This window comes from Holdemania sp. Marseille-P2844 (genome assembly GCF_900120005.1).
Classification (GTDB): Bacteria; Bacillota_I; Bacilli_A; order Erysipelotrichales; family Erysipelotrichaceae; genus Holdemania.
Window position 1 is genome coordinate 213452 of the sequence record NZ_LT635454.1, and the last position, 21358, is coordinate 234809.

Annotated in this window: 16 protein-coding genes and 1 pseudogene; 16 read left to right on the forward strand and 1 reads right to left on the reverse strand. The window is 52.5% G+C overall.

Translation table 11 applies throughout. From position 1 onward, the window contains the following. The 9 genes and pseudogenes from BQ7364_RS15765 to BQ7364_RS15800 all read left to right on the forward strand — a co-directional run. On the forward strand, window positions 1-453 hold a 453-nt coding region (locus tag BQ7364_RS15765; RefSeq protein ID WP_139248684.1), incomplete at its 5' end, for an FtsX-like permease family protein. Then, window positions 450-1796: a murein hydrolase activator EnvC family protein gene (locus BQ7364_RS15770; protein ID WP_072685633.1), complete on the forward strand. Its 1347-nt coding sequence runs from the start codon at window positions 450-452 to the stop codon at window positions 1794-1796. The genes BQ7364_RS15765 and BQ7364_RS15770, both read left to right, overlap by 4 nt. A 353-nt stretch (window positions 1797-2149) precedes the next feature. After that, entirely contained in the window at window positions 2150-2839 is a 690-nt protein-coding gene (ftsE, locus tag BQ7364_RS15775; protein ID WP_072685634.1) for a cell division ATP-binding protein FtsE, read from the forward strand. A 217-nt stretch (window positions 2840-3056) separates the two neighbouring features. Then, window positions 3057-3233: pseudogene (locus BQ7364_RS18625) on the forward strand (permease-like cell division protein FtsX); the annotation flags it as partial. An 85-nt stretch (window positions 3234-3318) separates the two neighbouring features. Continuing rightward, window positions 3319-3738, forward strand: coding sequence for an FtsX-like permease family protein (locus BQ7364_RS18630; protein WP_369802559.1), 420 nt, complete (start codon window positions 3319-3321; stop codon window positions 3736-3738). Then, window positions 3735-5096: a murein hydrolase activator EnvC family protein gene (locus BQ7364_RS15785; protein ID WP_072685635.1), complete on the forward strand. Its 1362-nt coding sequence runs from the start codon at window positions 3735-3737 to the stop codon at window positions 5094-5096. Before BQ7364_RS18630 ends, BQ7364_RS15785 begins: the two co-directional genes overlap by 4 nt. Window positions 5097-5987: 891 nt before the next feature. Beyond that, window positions 5988-7094: a DUF1266 domain-containing protein gene (locus tag BQ7364_RS15790; protein ID WP_072685636.1), complete on the forward strand. Its 1107-nt coding sequence runs from the start codon at window positions 5988-5990 to the stop codon at window positions 7092-7094. Window positions 7095-7097: 3 nt separating this feature from the next. Further along, entirely contained in the window at window positions 7098-8594 is a 1497-nt protein-coding gene (locus BQ7364_RS15795) for an ankyrin repeat domain-containing protein (protein WP_072685637.1), read from the forward strand. After that, window positions 8587-9552 (forward strand): ankyrin repeat domain-containing protein, encoded by a 966-nt coding sequence (locus BQ7364_RS15800; RefSeq protein ID WP_072685638.1) that lies wholly within the window; start codon window positions 8587-8589, stop codon window positions 9550-9552. Before BQ7364_RS15795 ends, BQ7364_RS15800 begins: the two co-directional genes overlap by 8 nt. Window positions 9553-9677: 125 nt before the next feature. Here BQ7364_RS15800 and BQ7364_RS15805 read toward each other — a convergent pair whose 3' ends face one another. After that, entirely contained in the window at window positions 9678-10577 is a 900-nt protein-coding gene (locus tag BQ7364_RS15805) for a D-isomer specific 2-hydroxyacid dehydrogenase family protein (protein WP_072685639.1), read from the reverse strand. Window positions 10578-10842: 265 nt separating this feature from the next. Between BQ7364_RS15805 and BQ7364_RS15810 the strand changes: the two genes are divergently transcribed. From BQ7364_RS15810 to BQ7364_RS15840, 7 genes are all read left to right on the forward strand, one after another. Then, a complete protein-coding gene (locus BQ7364_RS15810; RefSeq protein ID WP_072685640.1) occupies window positions 10843-12360 on the forward strand; it encodes a S41 family peptidase in 1518 nt (505 codons plus the stop codon). Next, the gene (gene uvrB, locus BQ7364_RS15815; protein ID WP_072685641.1) at window positions 12350-14329 is read left to right on the forward strand and encodes an excinuclease ABC subunit UvrB; all 1980 of its coding nucleotides are present in this window, start codon (window positions 12350-12352) and stop codon (window positions 14327-14329) included. Before BQ7364_RS15810 ends, uvrB begins: the two co-directional genes overlap by 11 nt. Before the next feature lie 242 nt (window positions 14330-14571). Continuing rightward, the gene (locus BQ7364_RS15820; protein ID WP_072685642.1) at window positions 14572-15447 is read left to right on the forward strand and encodes an NAD(P)H-dependent oxidoreductase; all 876 of its coding nucleotides are present in this window, start codon (window positions 14572-14574) and stop codon (window positions 15445-15447) included. A gap of 228 nt (window positions 15448-15675) precedes the next feature. Further along, window positions 15676-17256, forward strand: a complete 1581-nt coding sequence (locus BQ7364_RS15825) for a PASTA domain-containing protein (RefSeq protein WP_072685643.1) — start codon at window positions 15676-15678, stop codon at window positions 17254-17256. 131 nt (window positions 17257-17387) lie between these two features. After that, window positions 17388-18950 carry an ABC transporter permease gene (locus BQ7364_RS15830; RefSeq protein WP_234973200.1) on the forward strand — a complete coding sequence of 521 codons (1563 nt, stop codon included), beginning with the start codon at window positions 17388-17390 and terminating at the stop codon, window positions 18948-18950. A gap of 14 nt (window positions 18951-18964) precedes the next feature. Then, complete coding sequence (locus BQ7364_RS15835) at window positions 18965-19642, forward strand: ABC transporter ATP-binding protein (RefSeq protein ID WP_072685645.1); 678 nt, start codon at window positions 18965-18967, stop codon at window positions 19640-19642. A 137-nt stretch (window positions 19643-19779) separates the two neighbouring features. Continuing rightward, on the forward strand, window positions 19780-21351 hold the full coding sequence (locus BQ7364_RS15840; RefSeq protein WP_072685646.1) for an ABC transporter permease: 1572 nt from the start codon (window positions 19780-19782) through the stop codon (window positions 21349-21351). Window positions 21352-21358 lie beyond the last annotated feature (7 nt).

A 21358-nucleotide genomic window follows, 5' to 3' on the forward strand; every position in this document is an offset into this window, starting at 1 on the left:
GAAACGGTGAACTACGGCGGGGACAGTGCGCTGATGTTTGTCCGAACGCTGAATTCCGTGCGGTTTGGCGGGGCGATTCTGGTGGCGGGCTTAAGCGCGCTGGCGATTTTCTTGATCGCGAACACGATCAAGCTGACGATTTACGCGCGAAGCAACGAAATTGCGATCATGCGGGACGTAGGTGCGACGAATGGGTTTATCCGGGCGCCGTTTGTGGTGGAAGGAATGATCATCGGAGCGCTGGGCGCGATCATTCCGATTCTGTTTACGATCTTTGGTTATATCTTAATCTATGACAAGCTGGGCGGGGTGTTGTTTTCGGAGATGTTCAGGATGACGCCGCCGCATCCGTTTGTATTGCAGCTGTCGCTGATCTTATTAGGGATCGGCATGGTTGTCGGGTTGATCGGCAGCTTCATGTCGGTAACGAAATATCTGAGGTGGAAACGATGAAAAAAGCAGGACTGATTCTATTAAGCGTCCTGTTAATGACGGGCATGGTTTTGCCGGTCATGGCGGACGACGACGAAGACGTTTATTATTTGACGATGTGTTCCGGTTCTGATTTATCCGAAGAACAGAAAAACGAATGCAGGGAATATGCTTCCCGGCGCAACAGTGAACTGGCGCAGCAGCTCAGCGACATCAAGGCCAAACGCCAGGAGATTGAGAAGGATCTGGCGAAGATCGGTCAGGAGATCCGCGGCTATGACGCGCAGATCGCCCAGCTGACAGCGCAGATCAGCGAGCTGGAAAAGCAGATCAGCGAAAAGGAAGCATTGATCGCCCAGCTGGAAATTCAGATCCAGCAGAAGGAAGATGAGATCGCAGCGCTGCGGGAAAAGGTGGAACAGCGCTTAGTTCGTTCCCAGCAGACAATGCACACGAATCAGTTTCTGGATTTCTTAATGGGCGCGGAGGATTTTGCTTCACTCTTGCGCCGGATTCAGGGCGTTAACGATATCATGAATTATGATAAGAAGTCGCTGGAGGAATTAAAAGCGCTGATGGATGCGCTGGAAGCGGATAAAGCGCAGCTGGCCGAGGAAAAAGCGGGACTTGAAACAAGCAAGACGGAAGTTGAAGCGAAGAAAGCGGAGGTCACGCAGCTGCGGGTCGTCGCGAAGATCGCGCAGGAGGCGGCGGAAAAGCAGGCGGCGGATCTGGAAGCGCTGGGCAATCAGATCACGGCCAATTTGTCCGCATTTAAGGGCCTTCTGTCGTCAATCGACTTCAGCGGGATCGACAGCTCAACCGGCTTTACCAAACCTAACGGCGGCTATTTGAACAACGGCACCTGGTATTACAGCAGCGGCGGTGTTCATCTGGGAATGGATATCATGGCCGGGATCGGCACGCCGATCGCCGCGGCCGGCAACGGCGTCATTCTCAACAGCGCCGACGGCTGCGGAAATAATGGCTATCTCGGCAATACCTGCGGCGGCAGCGGCGGAAGCCGGGGCGGCGGGAATCAGGTATATTTGTTAACTAACATCAACGGGACGACCTACGCGGTCAAGTATCTGCACATGAGTCCCGGTTCTCCGATCGCGACCGGTTCTGTGGTAAGTGCCGGTGATCAGATCGGCACGGTTGGGCAGTCCGGCAATGCGAGCGCGCCGCACACGCATATCGAAGTGTTCAAGCTCGGCACGATGTCGATTGAAAGCTATGCCAACAGCTGGAACGGCGATCTGGCCTTCGGGGCCGGCTGGGGTTCTGGCGCGTTAAGCAATACCTGCGATAAGCGCGGCGCACCGTGCCGCGTGAAGCCGGAAACGGCATTCGGCTATTGATGGATAGCGGTTTAGTTTCGGTGCTTCTTGCGCTTAAAAGGAAAAGCCGTTTCCAGCTGCGCTGGATCTGAGAATAAAGCAAGGTGAATGACGATCGGGAGAACCCGTGCCGTTCACCTTTTTAAATGCTTTCAGCTCGCAGGCATGCGCATTATGAGCGTGAAACGAACTGCCACTTGCTTGAAATCGGGTGGCCCGACGTGATATATTTCATGCAATGAAATAACCGGAAACGCATAAAAGCGGGAATTCAGCGATCGAATGTGCGGCAAAGATTGTAAGAAATAACCCAATATTTTCATCATGTCCAAAATTGATTCTATGTTATAATACTAGCGATTGGATGTGAAACGATGCTGGATTTAAAACATGTATCAAAAACATATAAGAACGGAGTCAACGCTCTGTACGACGTCAATCTCAAGATTGATCAGGGCGAATTCGTGTATATCATCGGGCCGACCGGCTCGGGCAAATCGACGCTGATCAAGCTGCTGGACGGCGAGGAAATCCCGACCAAAGGCAAGGTCGAAGTCACCGGAATCAACGTCGGGAAGCTGAAGCATTCCAAAGTGCCGCTGTACCGCCGCAATATCGGCGTCGTGTTTCAGGACTTCCGCTTATTGGAGCGGAAAACGGTGTTTGAGAACATCGCGTTTGCGCTGGAGGTCATCAATGTGCCGAAGGAGAAAATCCGCAGGCGGGTGCGCGAGGTCATGAATTTAGTCGGTCTGGACGACAAGGGCAATTCGTTTCCGCAGGAACTTTCCGGCGGGCAGCAGCAGCGGGTGGCGATCGCTCGCGCGATTGCGAACAAACCGAAACTGCTGATCGCGGACGAACCGACCGGTAATCTCGATCCGCAGAAGTCGGATGAGATCATGACGTTGTTGGAAAAGATCAACCGTGAGGAAAAAACGACGGTGCTGATGGTCACGCACGACATCACGCTGGTGAACAAGCACCGCAAACGCACGATCGCTCTGGAAGCGGGGCATATCGTCGCGGACATGAACGAGGGAGGGTATATCAAACATGATTAGACGATTCTTCCGGCATATCCGCGAGGGTTTTTATGGTGTGGGCCGGCACGCGGCAATGTCGGTGTCGAGCGCCTCGGCGGTGACGATCACGTTGTTGATCATCTCGATCTTTATGATCGTGACGGGCAACATGCAGGAGGTCACCCAGAACATCGAAGGCTCGGTGAAGATTTCGGCGTTTGTAGCCTATGACCATGAGGAACAATCGCAGCTGGACATGATTCAGGCGACGATCAAGAATCTGGAGCATGTGGTCAGCGTGGAATACTCAAGCAAGGATCAGGAATTCGACGAGCTGATGAAAACGTATGAGGATGAAAGCGCCAGAGAAGCGCTGGAAACGTATCGGGAGGATAATCCGCTGCACGACGCGTTCTATGTGGAAGTAAACGACGGGGATGCGTTAAAGGACACGGCGGAAAAGATTCAGGCGATCGAAGGGATTGAAACGGTGAACTACGGCGGGGNACAGTGCGCTGATGTTTGTCCGAACGCTGAATTCCGTGCGGTTTGGCGGGGCGATTCTGGTGGCGGGCTTAAGCGCGCTGGCGATTTTCTTGATCGCGAACACGATCAAGCTGACGATTTACGCGCGAAGCAACGAGATTGCGATCATGCGGGACGTCGGTGCGACGAACGGGTTTATCCGGGCGCCGTTTGTGGTGGAAGGAATGATCATCGGAGCGCTGGGCGCGATTATTCCGATTCTGTTTACGATCTTTGGTTATATCTTAATCTATGACAAGCTGGGCGGAGTGTTGTTTTCGGAGATGTTCAGGATGACGCCGCCGCATCCGTTTGTATTGCAGCTGTCGCTGATCTTATTAGGGATCGGCATGGTTGTCGGGTTGATCGGCAGCTTCATGTCGGTAACGAAATATCTGAGGTGGAAACGATGAAAAAAGCAGGACTGATTCTATTAAGCGTCCTGTTAATGACGGGCATGGTTTTGCCGGTCATGGCGGACGACGACGAAGACGTTTATTATTTGACGATGTGTTCCGGTTCCAATCTGACTGAGGCTCAGAAGACGGAATGTCAGAATTACGCAGCCAAGCGTAACAGCGAGCTGCAGAACGAATTGAATGAAATTAAAAAGAAGCGGAAGGAAATTGAAGCCGATCTGGCGAAGGTCGGTCAGGAAATCAAGGATTATGATTCGCAGATTTCCTCGCTGCAGGGACAGATCAACACGCTGAACGCGCAGATTACCGAAAAGGAAAATTCGATCGCGGCGCTGGAAGAACAGATTCTCCAAAAAGAAAATGAGATTAACGCGCTGCGGGAAAAGGTGGAACAGCGGTTGGTCCGTTCCCAACAGACAATGCACACGAATCAGTTTCTGGATTTTTTAATGGGGGCGGAGGATTTTGCTTCACTCCTGCGCCGGATTCAGGGCGTTAACGATATCATGAATTATGATAAGAAGTCGCTGGAAGAATTGAAGACATTGATGGATCAGCTGAACGCCGATAAGGAACAGCTGAATGTGGAAAAAGAAGAACTGGAAGTCGCGAAGACGGACGTTGAAAGCAAGAAACGCCAGGTTGTCAGCTTAAAGGCGACGGCCGAGCTGGCGCAGAAAGAATATGAAAAGCAGGCGGCTAAACTGGAAGCCGAAGGAAATCAGATTTCCGGCAGCCTGAATGAATTAAAAGGGATGATCAAGTCGCTGGGGTTGGATTCGATCGTGACCTCCAGCGGCTTCACCCGTCCGACCAGCGGCGGCCGGTTGTCCGCGGGGACCTGGCATTATGGCCTGAACGTCAATGGCGGCGTTCATCTGGGTATGGATATCGCGGCTGGGGTTGGCACGCCGATCTTTGCGGCCGGCAACGGCGTGGTGTTGGCCAGCGCTGACGGCTGTTCCAACGACGGCTATATCGGCAACTCCTGCGGCGAAGCTCAGGGCGGCAGCCGCGGCGGCGGAAATCAGGTGTACCTGTTGACGAGCATTAACGACGTCACCTATGCCGTGAAGTATCTGCATATGAGTCCGGGGACGCCGTTAAAAACCGGAACGGTCGTCAACGCCGGCGATCAGATCGGTGCGATCGGCAAGTCCGGCAACGTCACCGGCGCGCATGTGCATATCGAGGTGTTTAAGCTCGGTACGATGTCGCTGGAAAGCTATGCCAGCAGCTGGAGCGGCGATTTAGCCTTCGGCGCCGGCTGGGGCGCGGCCGGATTGAACCGGCTGTGCGCGAACGTCGGCGCGCCGTGCCGGGTTAAACCGGAAACGGTCTTCGGGTATTAAATCCGGATTTGAAATGCGGAAGAACTAAGCTTTCGTTCACTTACTCATGAAAATTGAAATTTCCTGCTTTCCAGGAAGAATAAAACACCCGGGAGGGATGACTGAAACGATATTCAGCCACTGTCCCCAGGTGTTTTTCTTTGTTAGGAAAGTGCCGTTCAAAGGAATAAAAAAACGCTTGAACAGTTCATGACGTTCAAGCACTTCAAAGAAAAGCCTGTCGGACTTCTGAAAAAGGTTAAAAATAGGATTGGATCACGAAAACAGGGATCTTTGCGTTGTGCTTTCATTTTGCGCCAATGACTTTAACGGTTCATCGCAGTGTTTCTTCCTCAAGAACCCAGTTAAGGATCAGTTCGGTAAGTTTTCGTTTATGAAAAGGTTCAGCGGAATCGCCAAGGTAGATTTCACTGCGGCAATGATGAGAAGCAGTCCAGGTTTTTCCACACTTTTTTGGTCCTTCGATACAAACTGCGCCGATCATTCTGATAGATTTTATAAATCCATTCAGAGAGTTTAATTGTTTTCAATCAGAGCGATTTTACGAGTTCAATCAGAGAGATTAGTCATTTTCAATCAGAGAGATTTCGACTGACTTCAAAGCATTTCATAAGGGTGAACCTCAATACTGTGAATTAGGAAGCATCAAAGAAAGGATTAACATTTAATGATCGGTAACGGTCGTTCCGGTTTTCAACAGAAAATACGGCTGATATTGTCACTGAACACTTGTCCCTGTGAAGCGAGGATGATCCGATTGCGTTCTTCCCGGCTTTGAATTTCAGGTCATCCCTTTTCTATTTCTTACGATTCGCAAAAAAAGCAGGAAAAACATTGATCTCCTTCGGAACAGATCGGATAATAAAGTTAGAAAACAGGAGGTAGTTCAGAATGGCAGACGACTACAAAAAAGTTCAGGAAGAATATGAAAAAATGATGGATACGATGTTTTCCGGCAAATCCAGCGAGGAAGTCGCCGCTTCAATTCTGCAGCAGCAGGAAGCGATGATGCAGCACATGGATATGGATCAGGTCATGAAGGAAGCGATGGGCGCGGCCGCGGCGATGATGAATCAGACGGAAAGCCGGATCCAGGCCCAGACGGAAGCGATGATCCAGAATTTGAGCGCGTCCATGGCAGGCGGAGAAAATCCGCTGGCCGGGCTGACGGATTCCATGGGTGATTTTGCGGATTTGTTCGGCGGCGATCCGGAGGAGCTCACGCGGATGTTCCTGGGCGGCGACGGCGATCCGGAATATGATCTGGAATCAATCAATGAGAAGATCCAGAGTCTGCGGGTTCTGGAAAAAGAACCGGGCGTAACGCTTTCGCGCAGCCATGAAACCTTCCGCACGTTTGAAATCTTGCTTACCGCCTACATGAGCTTGAAAAATGCTCATGAAATGGACGGCTTGGCGATGGAAGAGGATCCTGAGTTTATTGATCAGATCAAGGATATGCTGCAAAGCAGCTGGGGAATCACAAATTCGGCGGAACTGACGGAGAAGCTGCGCGAGCTGACGACAGCCGGGCATCAGGCGAAATATTCACGGTATCAGGCCGCGGCGGATCCGCAGGAACTGATGGACGATCCCGAGGATGAGGATGAACTGGAATCCGTGCTGCCATGCTGGAAGCTGGCGCAGTATTTCAAGGATAAGTTGCCGGAAAATTATATTCTGGGCTGGGATTACGGCCGGGCGGCGACGGTTGTCCGCTGGGGCTATACGGTCGGTTACATCAATGAGGAAGACAGCTGGGCCTGGCTGGATCAGATCGCTGAGAAAATGATCGAAGTCTTTGATTCCTGGACGGAGTTCGGCTTGTCGTATGTCTTTGGTTCGTTGTTCTGGATCGCGGCGTTTGACGGCGAGGAAGGGATCAGCGAGCGCTTTGAGGAAGGCATCGAGCTTTTGACGGAGCTGCTGGATGAAGACGAGGACGGTCAGCCGGGCGTCTGGGCGCAGTGCGCGTGGATCGGCGAACTGACGGATTAATTCATGCTCGAACAATTCAAAGCGGCGCTGGCGGAGAATAACCGGACGCGGCTGACCTTGCTTCTCGACGAGATCGATCCGGATGAAACCGACGACGCTGGCAATACCGCACTGCATTTGGCGGCGGAGCAGGCGGATGAGAAAATGATTCAGGAATTGTTGATCCGCGGCTGCGATCCGTTCGCGGTGAATCGTTACGGCTGGACCGCGCTGCACAGTCTGGTCCGGTTCCGGGATTTTGCCGAATACCCCGGGTTGGTAACCGAATGCTGCGTCCGTCTGCTGAAAGCCGGCTGTCCGAAAGAAAAACGTGACGAATCCGGACTGACGTTTTATCAGCTGGCTGCCCAGCGCGTCAACGTCCCGATCTTTGAAGCACTGCTTCTTTTCCATCTGCATCCTGCGGCGATCGTGCTGTCCGACGGCGATACGACGCTGCATCTTGTATGCCGAAGTCTGAATCTGATTGAGTCCGCGCAAGGCGAAGCCCATGCCCGGCTGGAACAACCCTACGTGCGGATTGTGGAAATCCTGCTCGAACTGGGACAGGATCCTGAACAGAAAAATAACAGCGGTCTGACGCCGCGGCAGCTGGCCGTGCAGTTTGGCGGCAAAGCGGTAGCGGCCTTGTTAAGCGGACAGACGGAAGCCAGCGGTGGTTTGACGCTGTTTGAAGCCGCCCGCCAGAACGATCAGGACAGCCTGCGCTATTGGATCAGCCAGCCGATTGATCTGGACGCGGCGCTGGACGAGGGCGAAGAGCAGGGGATGACCGCGCTGGCGCTGGCCTGCCGGTTTCTCAACGAAGAAGCGGTAAGTCTGTTGCTGGAAGCGGGCGCTGAACCGCTGGCGTTTGAAGGTAAAGTGGAAAACTGCGCGCTTTACCAGTTTCTAACCGCTCTGAAATCCCGGACGCGGATCACGCATTCGGTAACGATCCGTTCGATCAAAAAGATGTTCCGCGGCTTAACCCGGCAGCTGACGATGCTGGATCAGCCGGTAACGGAAAAGGGCGAAACGCCGGTGCACGTGCTGTGCGGCCATATCGACGCCGGCTGGTGGGTGGAAGACCGGGAATTTCAGGAGATTCTGCTGGAAATGATGATCCCCCGCGACGTCTGGCGTCAGCGAAGCGCCGACGGCCGTCAGCCACTGCATTATCTGGCGGAACACCCATGCGCGGAAGCGGAGAACTTGATTTCCATGATTCTTGAGCGCTGCGACGTCAACGCGCAGGACAATGAAGGCAATACCGCTCTGATGATCGCCTGCGGCCGGAAGCTGATCGGCGAAACGCCGGTGGAAACGATGCTGATCCGCGCCCGCAACCGTGTCGATCCTTCCGGCGCGGCGGCGTTGGTCACCCAGCTGCTGCAAGCGCCGGACATTAATTTATCACTCGTCAATAACAAGTCGATGACGGCGTTGGACATCGCCGTGGAAAATGAATTTGAGCTGGTTGTCAATTTATTGCTGAAAAAGGAGGGAGAATGTGGCTGAACTCTTAATTAAAGCCTGCCGCACCGGCCAGAAGGGCGTAGCGCTGGCACTCTTAAAAAAACCGGACCTTGACGTTAACGAACGCGACAGGCAAGGCCGGACCGCGCTGTTTTATGCCTGCGCGCAAGCGCAGCGGGACGTCGTGATCGCCTTGTTAAAGCGGGGCGCGGACACGACGCTGGCGGATAATCACAGCGTTACGCCGCTGCATCAGGCGGCCGCCGTGGGAAACCGGGAAATCATGGGCCTGTTGTTGGAAAGCTGTCCGGCGGAGGTGAGCGACGATCAGGGCGTTACGCCGCTGATGAGTGCGATCAGTTATAAAAAAGTGGAAGCCGCCAAGTTTCTGATCAGTCAGGGCGCGAACCCGGAAACGAAGGATAATGCCGGCCACAGCGCCGCCGATTATGCCGCGGCCAACGGCTTGAAAGCGAGCGAACTGTGGGAAGCCAGCGACAGCCAGAAGGATGGTGAGGGCAACACCCCCTTGCATATCGCCTGTCTCAGCGGACAAGGCGAGCTCGTCAGGACGTTAATACAAAAGCATCCCCAATGGCTCAACGAGGTCAACGACCGTCATGAAACGCCGTTGCTTTTAGCGGCGGGAACTAATAATTTAATGATCGCCCAGCTGCTGATTCAGGCTCAGGCGGACGTGAATCTGCGCTCCAACCGCGGCAGCACGCCGCTCCATCTGGCGGCTTATCGAAACAATGCGCCGTTAACGACGTTGTTGATCGAAGCCGGCGCGGAATTGAACGGCGTCGATCAGGCGGGACAGTCGCCGCTGATCCTGGCTGCCAAAAACGGCAATCTGGACTGCGCGCGCAAACTGATCGAAGCCGGAGCCGACGTGAATCAATGCGATCAGAATCAGAAAAGCGTCCTGGATTACGCGATTCAGGGAGGCTATACGGAAATGGTCGAGCGGCTGTTGGAGGCCGGGGCCGGCGCATAAAACGGGGGCAATGAAAACACTGGCGACGAAGTTTTCAATTTAAATTCAAAAAATGAGACGATAAAAAAACCAGAGCTGAACGGAAGTTCACTCTGGTTTTTGTCCTGTTTAAATCAGGGAGGAGATTAAGCGTTTCGCTGATTCAGGAAATTTTCCATGTTGGCCAGCACCTTCTGTCCCAGCCGGTCGATGCACTGCACCGAATTGCCAGCCGAAGTCCGTAAGCAGCGCACCCGCGGATGATCGAGCAGCGCTTCATCGCCCAATGCCCGTTCGCTGTCGCAGAAGAAATGTGTATCCGGCAGCGCCAGCCAGGCTTTCAGCGCTTCGACGTCGTGGCCCGGACCGATCGACGTGTTGAAGACAATTTTATGATCCCCCAACAACCGGAACTGTTCCGGCCCCATCACAATTGCGTTTTTATTCAGACATTCGCAGATCACGTCGTTCTGCCGCAGCAGTACGTCCAACGGCTGATATTCCATTCCTTCCGCTTCACATTCCGGCTTGCGCGTCCGGCTGTAATACTGAATCCGCGAGCCGAAATGCATCAATCCCCGGGCGATGATCTGGCCTGTGGTTCCCATGCCGAGAATGCCAACCTTCAGATCTGTCAGCTCCAGTGGAACCGGCTTGAACGACGGCTGGCGGTAACCGTTAAGAAAGCCGATCAGCTCGTATAATACATATTCGACAACCCCTTCGTCGCCATAGTCGCGGATGCCCGTTACCGTGATGCCCAATTCCCGTGCCGCGGCGATATCGACGTTGGCGCTCGCTTCTGAATACAGGCTGCAGCACATTCCGATGTAGACGATCGACGGACACTGGCGCAGCACCGAAGCGGGAATTTCCGTCCGCCAGCTGACCAGCACGCAGTCCGCCTGTCCGATCCGCTTTATCAGTTCTCCTTCACTGGTCGGGGAGTTTGGATATTCGATGACTTCCTCCGCCAGCTGACGCAGCCGTGCCTGCGCGCTTTCGTTCATCCCGACGGGTTCGACGATGACACATTGTTTAAACATATTCGTTGTTCCTCCTGCCTTTGATTATATCACGATCAGACTGAAATCTGCCGGTCATCCGAATGATTCGAGGGGAAAGAGGCTGTCTTCGCAGACTGGACGCTGCGGGTGAAACGCTAGGCAAAGGGCGATCTCTGTGCTATACTAGAACTTGAAAAAAGTTAAAGCCGATTTCCGGTTGGAAGATGAAAATCTGTTCAAAATAACAGAGAGGTCAGGCCAAAACGACAAACTGTGGTACAATAAAAAAACTGAGGTGACCCGAATGAGTGAAAATGAAAAGAAAACAGTGAAGATTAAATTAGAACGCCACCTGTGGCCGGATGAGATGCGCGAGCGTCAGCGGCGCAAGCAGGTCACGGCGCTGATGATCGCCTCGCTGGCGGTCGTTTTTATCGTCGGCTTTTTGTTAGGCGGCACGCTTCATCCTGTTCGTTCTTCCGCCGGTGTCGGCGGCACGGTCAATCAAGACAAGTTTGCCCAGGGCAAGCTGGATTCGATTTACAGCATCATGAAAAATGAATGGTATTTCGGCAAGGATGACGAGAATCTGGAACAGGATCTGATCGACAGCGCGCTTTACGGCATGAGCAGCTCGGCGCTGGATCCGCATACCACCTACATGTCGGCGGAACAGACGCTGGCGTTTTCCACCGCGATCGACAACAATTTCGTCGGCATCGGCATTCAGTACAACGCGTCCGGACCGAAGATCGTGACCCGCGTGTTCGCCGATTCCCCGGCCTATCACGCCGGCGTGCAGGTCGGCGATATCCTGATGAAGGCCGATGGGCAGGATCTGACCGATCTGCCGAGCGACGACGTCGCGGATCTGGTGCGCGGCGAGGCTGGGACGCAGGTTGAGCTGGAAGTGCTGCGCGACAACGAACCGGTGACGATGACGATCACCCGCGGCGAGGTCAACAACACGGTCTATGGCGAAATGCTCGACGGATCGCTGGGCTATCTGGAAATCATTTCGTTCGGCTCGACGACCGGCGTGGAATGCGAGCGGTATTTAAGCATGATGAGCGAGCAGGGATTGGAGCGGCTGATCATTGATCTGCGCGACAACGGCGGCGGCTATCTGGACGCGCTGGTCAGCGTATCCAGCCTGTTTCTGCCGGAGGACACACTGATCATGACGCAGGAATACAAGGACGGCCGGCGGGTGGAAAGTCATACGACGGCCGGACAGTTTGAAAATATTCAAGGAATTGTGATCCTGATCAACGGCGATACCGCCAGCGCTTCCGAGGTGCTGACGCTGGCGCTGAAGGAACAGCGCGATGACGTGACGCTGGTTGGCACGCAGAGCTACGGCAAGGGCAGCGTGCAGGTGCAGCGGCCGTTCGCCGACGGTTCAGTGCTGAAATACACGAACTCCCGCTGGCTCTCGCCGAACGAGGAATGGATCAACGGCGTCGGCATCACGCCGGATCAGATCGTCGAGCTGCCGCCGGTGCTGCAGACGACGACGGCTTCCTTTATGATGGAAGAGGACGAAAGTTATACGCTCGATCAGGTCAGCGAGCATGTCGCTTCGGCGCAGAAGGCGCTTGCTTTCCTGGACTATCCGGTCGGCCGCAGCGACGGCTATTTCGACGCTTCGACGGCGCAGGCGCTGCGCCGGTATCAGGCGGAGCATAATTTAGAGGCAAGCGGGGTGCTGGACGCCGCCACGCTGCAGTCATTGGTTTCGGGCGTCCGCTATCGCTGGTCGATGGATAAAAGCATCGACAATCAGCTGCAGAAGGCGGTGAGCATCCTCAATGGCGAATGAACATTTTCAGCTCGTTTCCAAATACAAGCCGACCGGTGATCAGCCCCGTGCGATTGACAAGCTGGTCGCCGGCTTACAGGCCGGTAAGAAAGAACAGGTATTACTGGGCGCGACCGGAACGGGCAAGACGTTTACGATCGGCAATGTGATCGAGCGCGTCAACCGGCCGACGCTGGTGTTCGCCCATAACAAGACGCTGGCCGGCCAGCTGTATTCTGAATTCAAGGAGCTATTTCCTCACAACCGTGTGGAATACTTCGTTTCCAATTTCGATTACTACCAGCCGGAAGCGTACATGCCCAAGACGGATACGTATATTGAAAAGAACGCGATGACCAACGACGAGCTGGACATGCTTCGGATGGCGGCCGTCAACTCCGTACTGGAACGGCGCGACACGATCATCGTCGCCTCCGTCGCCTGCATCTATGCGGCGTCCGATCCGAATCAGTACCGCGACATGTTCTTCACGATCCGCGTCGGCGATCACATCGACCGCAACGATCTTCTGCGCAAGCTGGTCGACCGTCAGTACAAGCGCAACGATATGGACCGGGCGCGCGGGACGTTCCGCGTGCGGGGCGATACGATCGAGGTCAACATGGGCCATACCGACGCGTTCATGCTTCGGATTGAAATGTTTGACGACGAGATCGAACGCATCTGCGAAGTCGATCCGCTGACCGGCAAGCTGCAGAACGCGTACACGGTTTACAACGTCTTCCCGGCCAGCGGCTATGCCCGGCCGAAGGATCAGATTGAACGGGCCTGTCAGGAAATTGAGGAAGAACTGGAGCTGCGCTTAGCCGAATTGGACCGGCAGGGCAAACTGGTCGAGAAACAGCGGCTGGAACAACGCTGCCGCTATGATCTGGAAGCGCTGCGGGAATTCGGCGTCTGCCCGGGGATCGAAAACTATTCCTCGCATATCGACGGCCGGCCCGCGGGGCAGCGGCCGTGGAACCTGTTCGACTATTTCCCGAAGGACTTCTTACTGGTCGTCGACGAATCGCACGTCTCGCTGCCGCAGATCCGCGGTATGTATAACGGCGACCGGGCACGTAAGGAAACATTGGTGGAATACGGCTTCCGTCTGCCCAGCGCGCTGGATAACCGGCCGATGCGCTTTGAAGAATTTGAAACACTCGTTAATCAGGCAATTTATGTTTCCGCAACGCCGGGCAATTACGAGCTGGAAAAAGTCCATGGCGAGGTCGTCGAACAGATCATCCGTCCGACCGGCCTGCTGGACCCGGAAATCACAGTGCGGCCGACACGCGGTCAGATCGACGATCTGCTGGATGAGATCCATCACTGCATCGCGGCCAACGAGCGTGTGCTGATCACGACCTTGACTGTCAAGATGGCGGAAGACCTGACGGATTATCTGAAAAAGAATGATCTGAAGGTTGCCTATCTGCATCATGAAACACTGACGCTGGAGCGCACGGAAACGATCCGCGACCTGCGCCGGGGCAAATACGACGTGCTGGTCGGCATCAACCTGCTTCGCGAGGGCATTGATATTCCGGAAGTATCGCTGGTCGCAATACTGGACGCCGACAAGGAAGGCTTTTTGCGTTCAGAACGCTCGCTGATCCAGACGATCGGCCGCGCCGCCCGAAACGCGCATGGCCGCGTCGTCATGTATGGCGATAAGATGACTGATTCGATGAAGAAAGCGATTGAGGAAACCAACCGCCGACGTGCGATTCAGATCGCCTACAATGAAGAACATCACATCACGCCGACGACGATCGTCAAGGACATCGGCGAAGCGATCCATGGCAAGGAAACACAGGAAATGGCCGCCCGCTACATGAAGAAAAAATCCAAGCTGGGCAAAAAGGAACAACAGAAGCTGATCGACAATCTCGAGAAGGAGATGAAAGACGCCGCCCGGGTGCTCGATTTCGAGCGTGCTGCCGAGCTGCGCGACATGCTTCTGGAACTCAAGGCCGCGCTGTAAACTGTTAAAATGGGATATAAACCGGCGTTTTCGCCGGTTTATTGCTTTGTGAGAGCTTGGACATCGTCGAAATTTGTGCTACAATAGATCCCGGAAGCCGGAAATTCTCCGGCAGAGCTTTAGTTCTTTCTTGCTCGTTAAACTCGAAAACTGAGCTTTTAGTTTTTCCTGCTCACAAAACTCGGAAACTGAGCTTTTGGTCGATCCTGCTCACAAAACTCGGAAAACGCAAGGAGGAAAGCATGAAAAAACTGATTCTCATTTTGACTGCGGTTCTGATGCTGGCGGGCTGCGCCACTCAGACGCCACAAGCCACCCCAACGCCGGAAACCACGCCGGAAACCACAACGACGCCGGAAAGCACGGCCAAGACCGATTCTTTTACCGGTCCGACTGTCGATTCGGTCACTTCCGCTTCCATCGTTCAGGAAGCCTACATTCAGGATTATACGCCGGCTGGATTCACGGACAGCGATAAGGAAAAAGCGCTGTTTGTCATCGGCGATCCGCGTCACAACAGCGTGCTGTGGGATATGGCCCGCACAGCGATGAAGCACATGGAAGAACAGGGCATGGAAGTGGAAATGCGCGATCTGTATACGATGAACTTCAATCCGGTTCTTTCCGCGGCGGATTTCTATTACGCCAAGGACGGTCAGGGTGAACCGTCGGCAGATATCAAAAAGGAACAGGATCTGGTCAGCCAGGCCGATCATCTGATCTTCGTCTATCCGAACTGGCATGATTCTGAAATCACCATCGTCAAAGGATATAAAGAAAAAGTCTTCGCGAAGAAATTTGCTTATCAGGACGGTGCAAACGGTCTGGAAGGTCTGTTAAAAGACAAGAGCTACTTCACGATCATGAACTGCGGCTACCTCGGCGGCGGACGCGGTTATATCGGCGACGGCGTCGGCATTGAAGATGAAAAATGGGATACTTACATGAACGCCTTCAAGGTCTTCGACGACGATACCTCAGCCTTCTGGGGCACGACCAACTACGGCCGGTTTGTCAACGACCGCACCCCGGGCAATGAATCGGAAAACTATGGGGAAGAAATCGAGCAGCTGCGCTCGGATCTGAACGCTTTCCTGGACAAGGTTTACTTCAACTAAATAAACAAAGACGCTGCGCTGGCGATGAAATGCCGGCCGCGGCGTTTTCTTTTGGCTCTTTTGCGACAGGCTCTTTCAAACATGGTATTGGTAAGAAAACCTTTCTTTTTCCGCCACGTTTACGGTTGTCATAAAGATTTAAGAAAATGCGAAATCCGCTATGTTATAATAAATAAGGTTATCAGACACTGTTTGGATTATGGAAAGAAAAAGGAGAGGAGAACCGTAATGGCAGAACCAAAAAAAGATTATTTAAGCTCCCTGGCCTCCGAGATTGAGAAAAAGCCGGACAGCTTCAAAGAAGAAAAAGTGGAACGCATCGTCAAGCCGAAGCGCAGCATGGATCCGAAGATCATGATCGGCGCGGCCGCGGCTTTGATCATCGCGATCATCGGCGTGTATTTCCTGTTTTTTGCCCCGAAGATCAAGGTTGAGAACTTCGTCGGCAAGACGACCAACGACGTTGGAATCTGGGCGAAGGAAAACGGCATCGACACCAAGAATATCGTCATGAATCAGGTATATTCAATGGATTATGACGCCGATCAGATCATTTCCCAGAATAAAAAAGAAGGCAGCAAGATCAAGAAGGATTCAACGTTGATTTTCGAGGTGTCCAAGGGCGCCGATCCCGATGAGAAGATCGAATTCCCGGATATCAAGAACATGACGCTTGACGAGATCAACGACTGGATCAGCAAGAACAAGCTGTCGAAGGTGAAGGTGAATACCGTTTACAGCGACACGGTGGAAAAGGATCAGGTTATTTCTTTCGATCTGAAATCCGTGAATGAAAACAACTTCACGCGCGGCACCAATCTGACGATCAGCGTATCCAAGGGACCGCAGCCGGCGGGTGAGGTTACCGTCGACGACTTCGTGAAGAAGGAAGTGTCCAGCGCTGAAGCCTGGGCGAAAAGCAAGAAGGTCGAGCTGGAGATCGTCGAGGTTTACCATGATACGATCGCGACCGGACTGATCGTTTCCCAGTCGATCGAATCCGGTAAAACGATGAAGCAGGGCGATACGCTGACCTTGACCGTTTCCAAGGGGAAAGCCGTCAAGGTTCCGCAATTAGTCGGTTATACGAAGGATCAGCTGGAAGCCTGGGCCGCGAACAAGGAAAACGCGGTTTCGATTGTGAAGAAAGAAGTTTACAGCGATGCGCCGGCCGGCAGCGTCATCTCACAGTCGATTAAGGCGGGCAGCCAGGTCGATTCCGGTACGGTTCTGGAACTGACAATTTCCCTGTATATGCCGCAGCTGCAGACCAACAGCCGCGAATATCTGGGCAAGGATTACCTGGCGTTGAACGCGTGGGTTGACGATGTCAATTACCGCGGCGCCAGCATCACGGCAGGCGCATGGGACGGCGAAGAGTGCTCGGATGAATATCCGACACCGGGCCAGATCATCAGCTATCACTGCATGGCTAATGATGGAACAGATCTGCCGCATGGCTGCGACCGGCCATTGCCGCTGAATGCGAAGATCGGATATAAGAAATCCACTGGCGGCTGTACGCCGAAGCCGGAGGAACCGAAAGAGGTTCAGATCGGCCTGACGCCGCTGGGCTCGGAGGCCGCGATGAAGTCGTTTTGCGATGAGAATAAATTGGCTTGCAGCTTCACTTACGTGTCAACAAATGATTCAGCAGGTACAGGCAAAGAAGACGGACAGATTAGTGTGAAAAAAGGCGGAGAGCCGGTAGATCCGAATACAACTGTGAAAGCTGGCGACGCTTTAAGCATAGAAGTATTCTATAACCCGGATAAATTAAATAATCCGGACAAGAATGACGAAAATTAGAACGGCAATGAGGGCAGCCCGGCCGCTGAATAAAGCGGAGGACTGTGTCTCTGAACTGTTGACAGTCTGAATTTTAACCTCAGAAGGGAAGAATGAGAATTATGAATTTTTTCAATCGAGCGCTTAAGAATGTGACCCGGAAGATTTCCAAATCGGTTCTTCTGGCCGTAACCTTTTTCCTGATTGGCAATCTGGTCATCATTGGACTGGGGATCAATAACGCGGCTGAAAATGCAAAGATTCTGACCCGCCAGAAAATGCGGGCGGTCGTTTCGCTGGAATTGGATTATACGGCCTATTACAACGACGCGGATAAGATCACTGATGACGATGAACGTGAAGCATTTTATAAAAATCCGCCGCGGTTAACGATGGATAAGATTGAAAAATTGAAAGCGGACAGCCGGGTCAAGGCGGTCAACTTCATCTCTACTCAGCAGATGTATTCCCAAGATTTCGAATCGGTTCCGCTGAATAATGAGTTTGACAGTAATTACAAGCCGCAGGAAAACACAGAGTCGGAAGTCGACGGCGCTGTTTCTGTGATGTCTTATAGTTGGAAGCCGGCGGATCTGCGCGTGCAGACCAATCGCTATCCGGATATGATCGAATTCCAGGACGGTACCTATGAGATGCTGGAAGGGCGTTTCTACACCCAGGAAGAGATTGACAATTCCGCTGCCGTCGTCTGCGTTCCGCAGGAACTGGCAGAGCTGAACAACCTGCACGTCGGCGACACGATCAGCGTCAACATCACTGATTCTTCGCAGATCGAGCAGATGGAAGGCTCGGGAATTACCGAGGAGGATCTGCTTCTTTCTCTGGAAATCATCGGCATCTATAAAAGCAACGAACAGCTGGATCCGAATTCTGACGAATATAAATGGATGGCCCGTTATGAATCGCCGCAGAACACGCTGTTGATGCCAGCGACGACCGCTTCCGACAAATATTATGATTTCTACGTTAAATCGTATCGTTATTATATGACGACGACGCCGGAATATTATAAAGAGGAAGACATCATGGCGAAGGAAGATTACGGCATGGCTTCCAAAGCCGTTTATCTTTTAGAGGATCCGCTGCAGGTCGATCAATTTGTTGAGGATTATCAGGATCAGACCGGCAATTATGTCATTCTGAACGCCAATAATGATACGTTTAAGAAACTGGCGCGCCCGCTGGATACGCTGTCGCTGTTCTCCAACATCATCGTCTGGATCGTCGTGATCAACGCTGTCGTCATCATCACCCTCGTCACAGCCTTAACGCTGAAAACGCGTGAGTATGAAATCGGCGTGCTGCTTTCGATCGGCGTATCCAAGATGAAGATCGTGGCGCAGTTCTTCGTCGAACTGATCATCGTCGCGCTGATCGGCTTCACCCTGTCAGTCGTCAGCGGTTCGTTAGTCGCCAAGCAGGTGGGCAAGATGGTGCTGAACTATCAGGTCGATACGGAAAACAAATATGCGGATGAGAATGACAACAACAATAACTTCTATTATGGCGAGACCAATTACTTCACCGAGATCACTCAGGATGATCTGTTAGAAGAATACAACGTGCAGATCAATCCGATGATCATTGGAGAAATCTATATTCTGGGCATCGGCGTTGTCTTCATCTCAATCCTGATTCCGTCGTTTATGATCATGCGGTTCAATCCGAAGAAGATCTTGATGAATCAGAATTAAGGAGGGCAGAGAATATGACAACGATATTAAAGTTAGAAAATCTGAACTATGGCTATGAAGACGGCGGCTACAAGCGTCAGATTCTGAAAGATCTGTCCTATGAGTTTGAACAGGGGCAGTTTTACACGATCCTCGGTCCATCCGGCAGCGGTAAGACGACGCTGTTGTCGATCATCGCGGGGCTGGACAAGCAGGAAAGCGGGAAGATCTATTACGAAGGCGACGATCTGGATAAGATCGGACTGTACAAGTACCGCCGCAACAAGATCGGCATCGTATTCCAGCAATACAACCTGATCAGCTATCTGACCGGGCTGGAGAACATCGAGCTGGCGATGACGGAAACGGACAATGCCATTCCGAAGAATCAGAAGGAAGTGGCGTATGCGCTGCTGGAGAAATTCGGCATCGTGAAATCAAAAGCAGATCGTCTGGTGACGAAGCTGTCCGGCGGCGAGCAGCAGCGGGTGGCGATTGCACGGGCGATCGCGTCCAACGTCGATTTAATCTTCGCGGACGAACCGACAGGCAACCTGGACACGGCGACGGAACAGGAGATCATCAAGATCTTCCGGATGTTGACAGAGGAATTCGGGAAGACGGTTATCGTCGTCACCCACTCCAACGTCGTATCGGAGCTGAGCGATCACCGGGTAGTTCTCAACGAGGGACAGCTGAAGGATATTCAATAATCAAAAATAAGGCTGAGGTTCAATCCTTGGCCTTTTCCTTAATAAATTTGAAAGGAATTCAGTCTGAAGTTCTATGATACTATGAAGTTGTAGAATAAACCTGACGCAAAGTCAGGGAGGAAAGGGGAAAATAAACGATGAATTTTTTTACACGCGCGATCAAGAATGTGACGCGGCGCATGTCGAAATCAATCCTGTTGGCGATCACCTTCTTTTTGATCGGCAATTTAGTCATTATCGGATTGGGTATCAACAACGCTTCGGAACAGGCGAAGATTGAAACCCGGCGGAAGATGCGGGCTGTCGTTTCGTATGAAACGGATTATATGGCCTTCTATGATTATGCCGACGCGCTGGAAGGGGAGGAACAACAGGAAGCTTACAAGAATTATCCGTCGGTAAAGCTGGAGGACATCAAGAGCCTGATGAGCGACGAGCGGGTCAAAACGGTCAATGTTGTCAGCACCAATATGCTTTATTCCAATGATTTTGAAACAGTGCCGCTGAACAATGAGCGGGAAAGCAACGGCGGCGGAACGATGACCTATGAAGATGGAACCACCGTGGAATACATTGAGCCCGATCTGAAATTTCAGACCAATTTCTTTCCGAATATGATCGAGCTGGAAGACAAGATGTATGAAATTGTGGAAGGCCGGTTTTATAACCAGGCAGAAGTAGACGAAGGCAAAATGGTCTGCCTGATCACCGACAAACTGGCCAGCCATAACAATCTGCGTGTCGGCGATACGATTACGATTGATTTGATCAGCGCGAACGATATGCGGTATTACGAACAAAGCGGCGTTACAGATGAGGATATCCACATGACGCTGGAAATCATCGGGATCTATCACAATAACGAGGAACTGGATGAGAATTCTGACGAATACAAATGGATGAGCCGCTATGATTCGCCGGACAATACAATTCTGGCCCCGGCGCTGGCTTACGGCAATGCTTTCTATAAGATCGGCATGAAGCAATATGAATACTCTAAAGAACAATATCCGGAAGATTACACGGATGTGGAAGTGCCGACCCCGGAAAGCTATACGTATGTCAACAAAGCGGTCTTCCTGTTGGACGATCCGCTGAATGTCGATCAGTTCGTGGCGGATCATCAGTCTGATTTGAAGGAGTTCATGAAGATTGACGCGAATAATGATACGTTTAAGAAACTGGCGCGGCCGCTGGATACACTGTCGCTGTTCTCCAACATCATCGTCTGGATCGTTGCGATCAATGCCATCGTCATCATTACGTTAGTCACAGCCTTAACGCTGAAAACCCGTGAATATGAGATCGGCGTGCTGCTTTCGATCGGTGTTTCCAAGATGAAGATTGTGGCGCAGTTCTTTGTTGAATTGATCATCGTCGCACTGATCGGCTTCACCCTGTCAGTCGTCAGCGGTTCGTTAGTCGCCAAACAGGTTGGCAAGATGGTGATGGATTATCAGGTTGATACAGAAAGCCAATATGGAACGCTGGACGATCAGAACAACGGCACAATCTATTGGGGGGAGACGAACTACTTTACGGAAATCAGTCAGGATGACCTGTTATCGGAATATGAAGTGCAGATCAATCCGATGATCATTGGAGAAATCTACGTTCTGGGCATCGGCGTCGTCTTCATTTCAATCCTGATTCCGTCGTTTATGATCATGCGGTTCAATCCGAAGAAGATCTTGATGAATCAGAATTAAGGAGGGC

Excerpts from the sequence above, each read along its gene's own strand:
- BQ7364_RS15795 (WP_072685637.1), top strand. The coding sequence starts at position 7,098 with ATGCTCGAACAATTCAAAGCGGCGCTGGCGGAGAATAACCGGACGCGG.
- BQ7364_RS15810 (WP_072685640.1), top strand. The coding sequence starts at position 10,843 with ATGAGTGAAAATGAAAAGAAAACAGTGAAGATTAAATTAGAACGCCAC.
- BQ7364_RS15840 (WP_072685646.1), top strand. The coding sequence starts at position 19,780 with ATGAATTTTTTTACACGCGCGATCAAGAATGTGACGCGGCGCATGTCG.
- ftsE (WP_072685634.1), top strand. The coding sequence starts at position 2,150 with ATGCTGGATTTAAAACATGTATCAAAAACATATAAGAACGGAGTCAAC.
- BQ7364_RS15825 (WP_072685643.1), top strand. The coding sequence starts at position 15,676 with ATGGCAGAACCAAAAAAAGATTATTTAAGCTCCCTGGCCTCCGAGATT.
- BQ7364_RS15785 (WP_072685635.1), top strand. The coding sequence starts at position 3,735 with ATGAAAAAAGCAGGACTGATTCTATTAAGCGTCCTGTTAATGACGGGC.
- BQ7364_RS15820 (WP_072685642.1), top strand. The coding sequence starts at position 14,572 with ATGAAAAAACTGATTCTCATTTTGACTGCGGTTCTGATGCTGGCGGGC.
- BQ7364_RS18630 (WP_369802559.1), top strand. The coding sequence starts at position 3,319 with ATGTTTGTCCGAACGCTGAATTCCGTGCGGTTTGGCGGGGCGATTCTG.
- BQ7364_RS15835 (WP_072685645.1), top strand. The coding sequence starts at position 18,965 with ATGACAACGATATTAAAGTTAGAAAATCTGAACTATGGCTATGAAGAC.
- BQ7364_RS15790 (WP_072685636.1), top strand. The coding sequence starts at position 5,988 with ATGGCAGACGACTACAAAAAAGTTCAGGAAGAATATGAAAAAATGATG.
- BQ7364_RS15805 (WP_072685639.1), bottom strand. The coding sequence starts at position 10,577 with ATGTTTAAACAATGTGTCATCGTCGAACCCGTCGGGATGAACGAAAGC.
- uvrB (WP_072685641.1), top strand. The coding sequence starts at position 12,350 with ATGGCGAATGAACATTTTCAGCTCGTTTCCAAATACAAGCCGACCGGT.
- BQ7364_RS15770 (WP_072685633.1), top strand. The coding sequence starts at position 450 with ATGAAAAAAGCAGGACTGATTCTATTAAGCGTCCTGTTAATGACGGGC.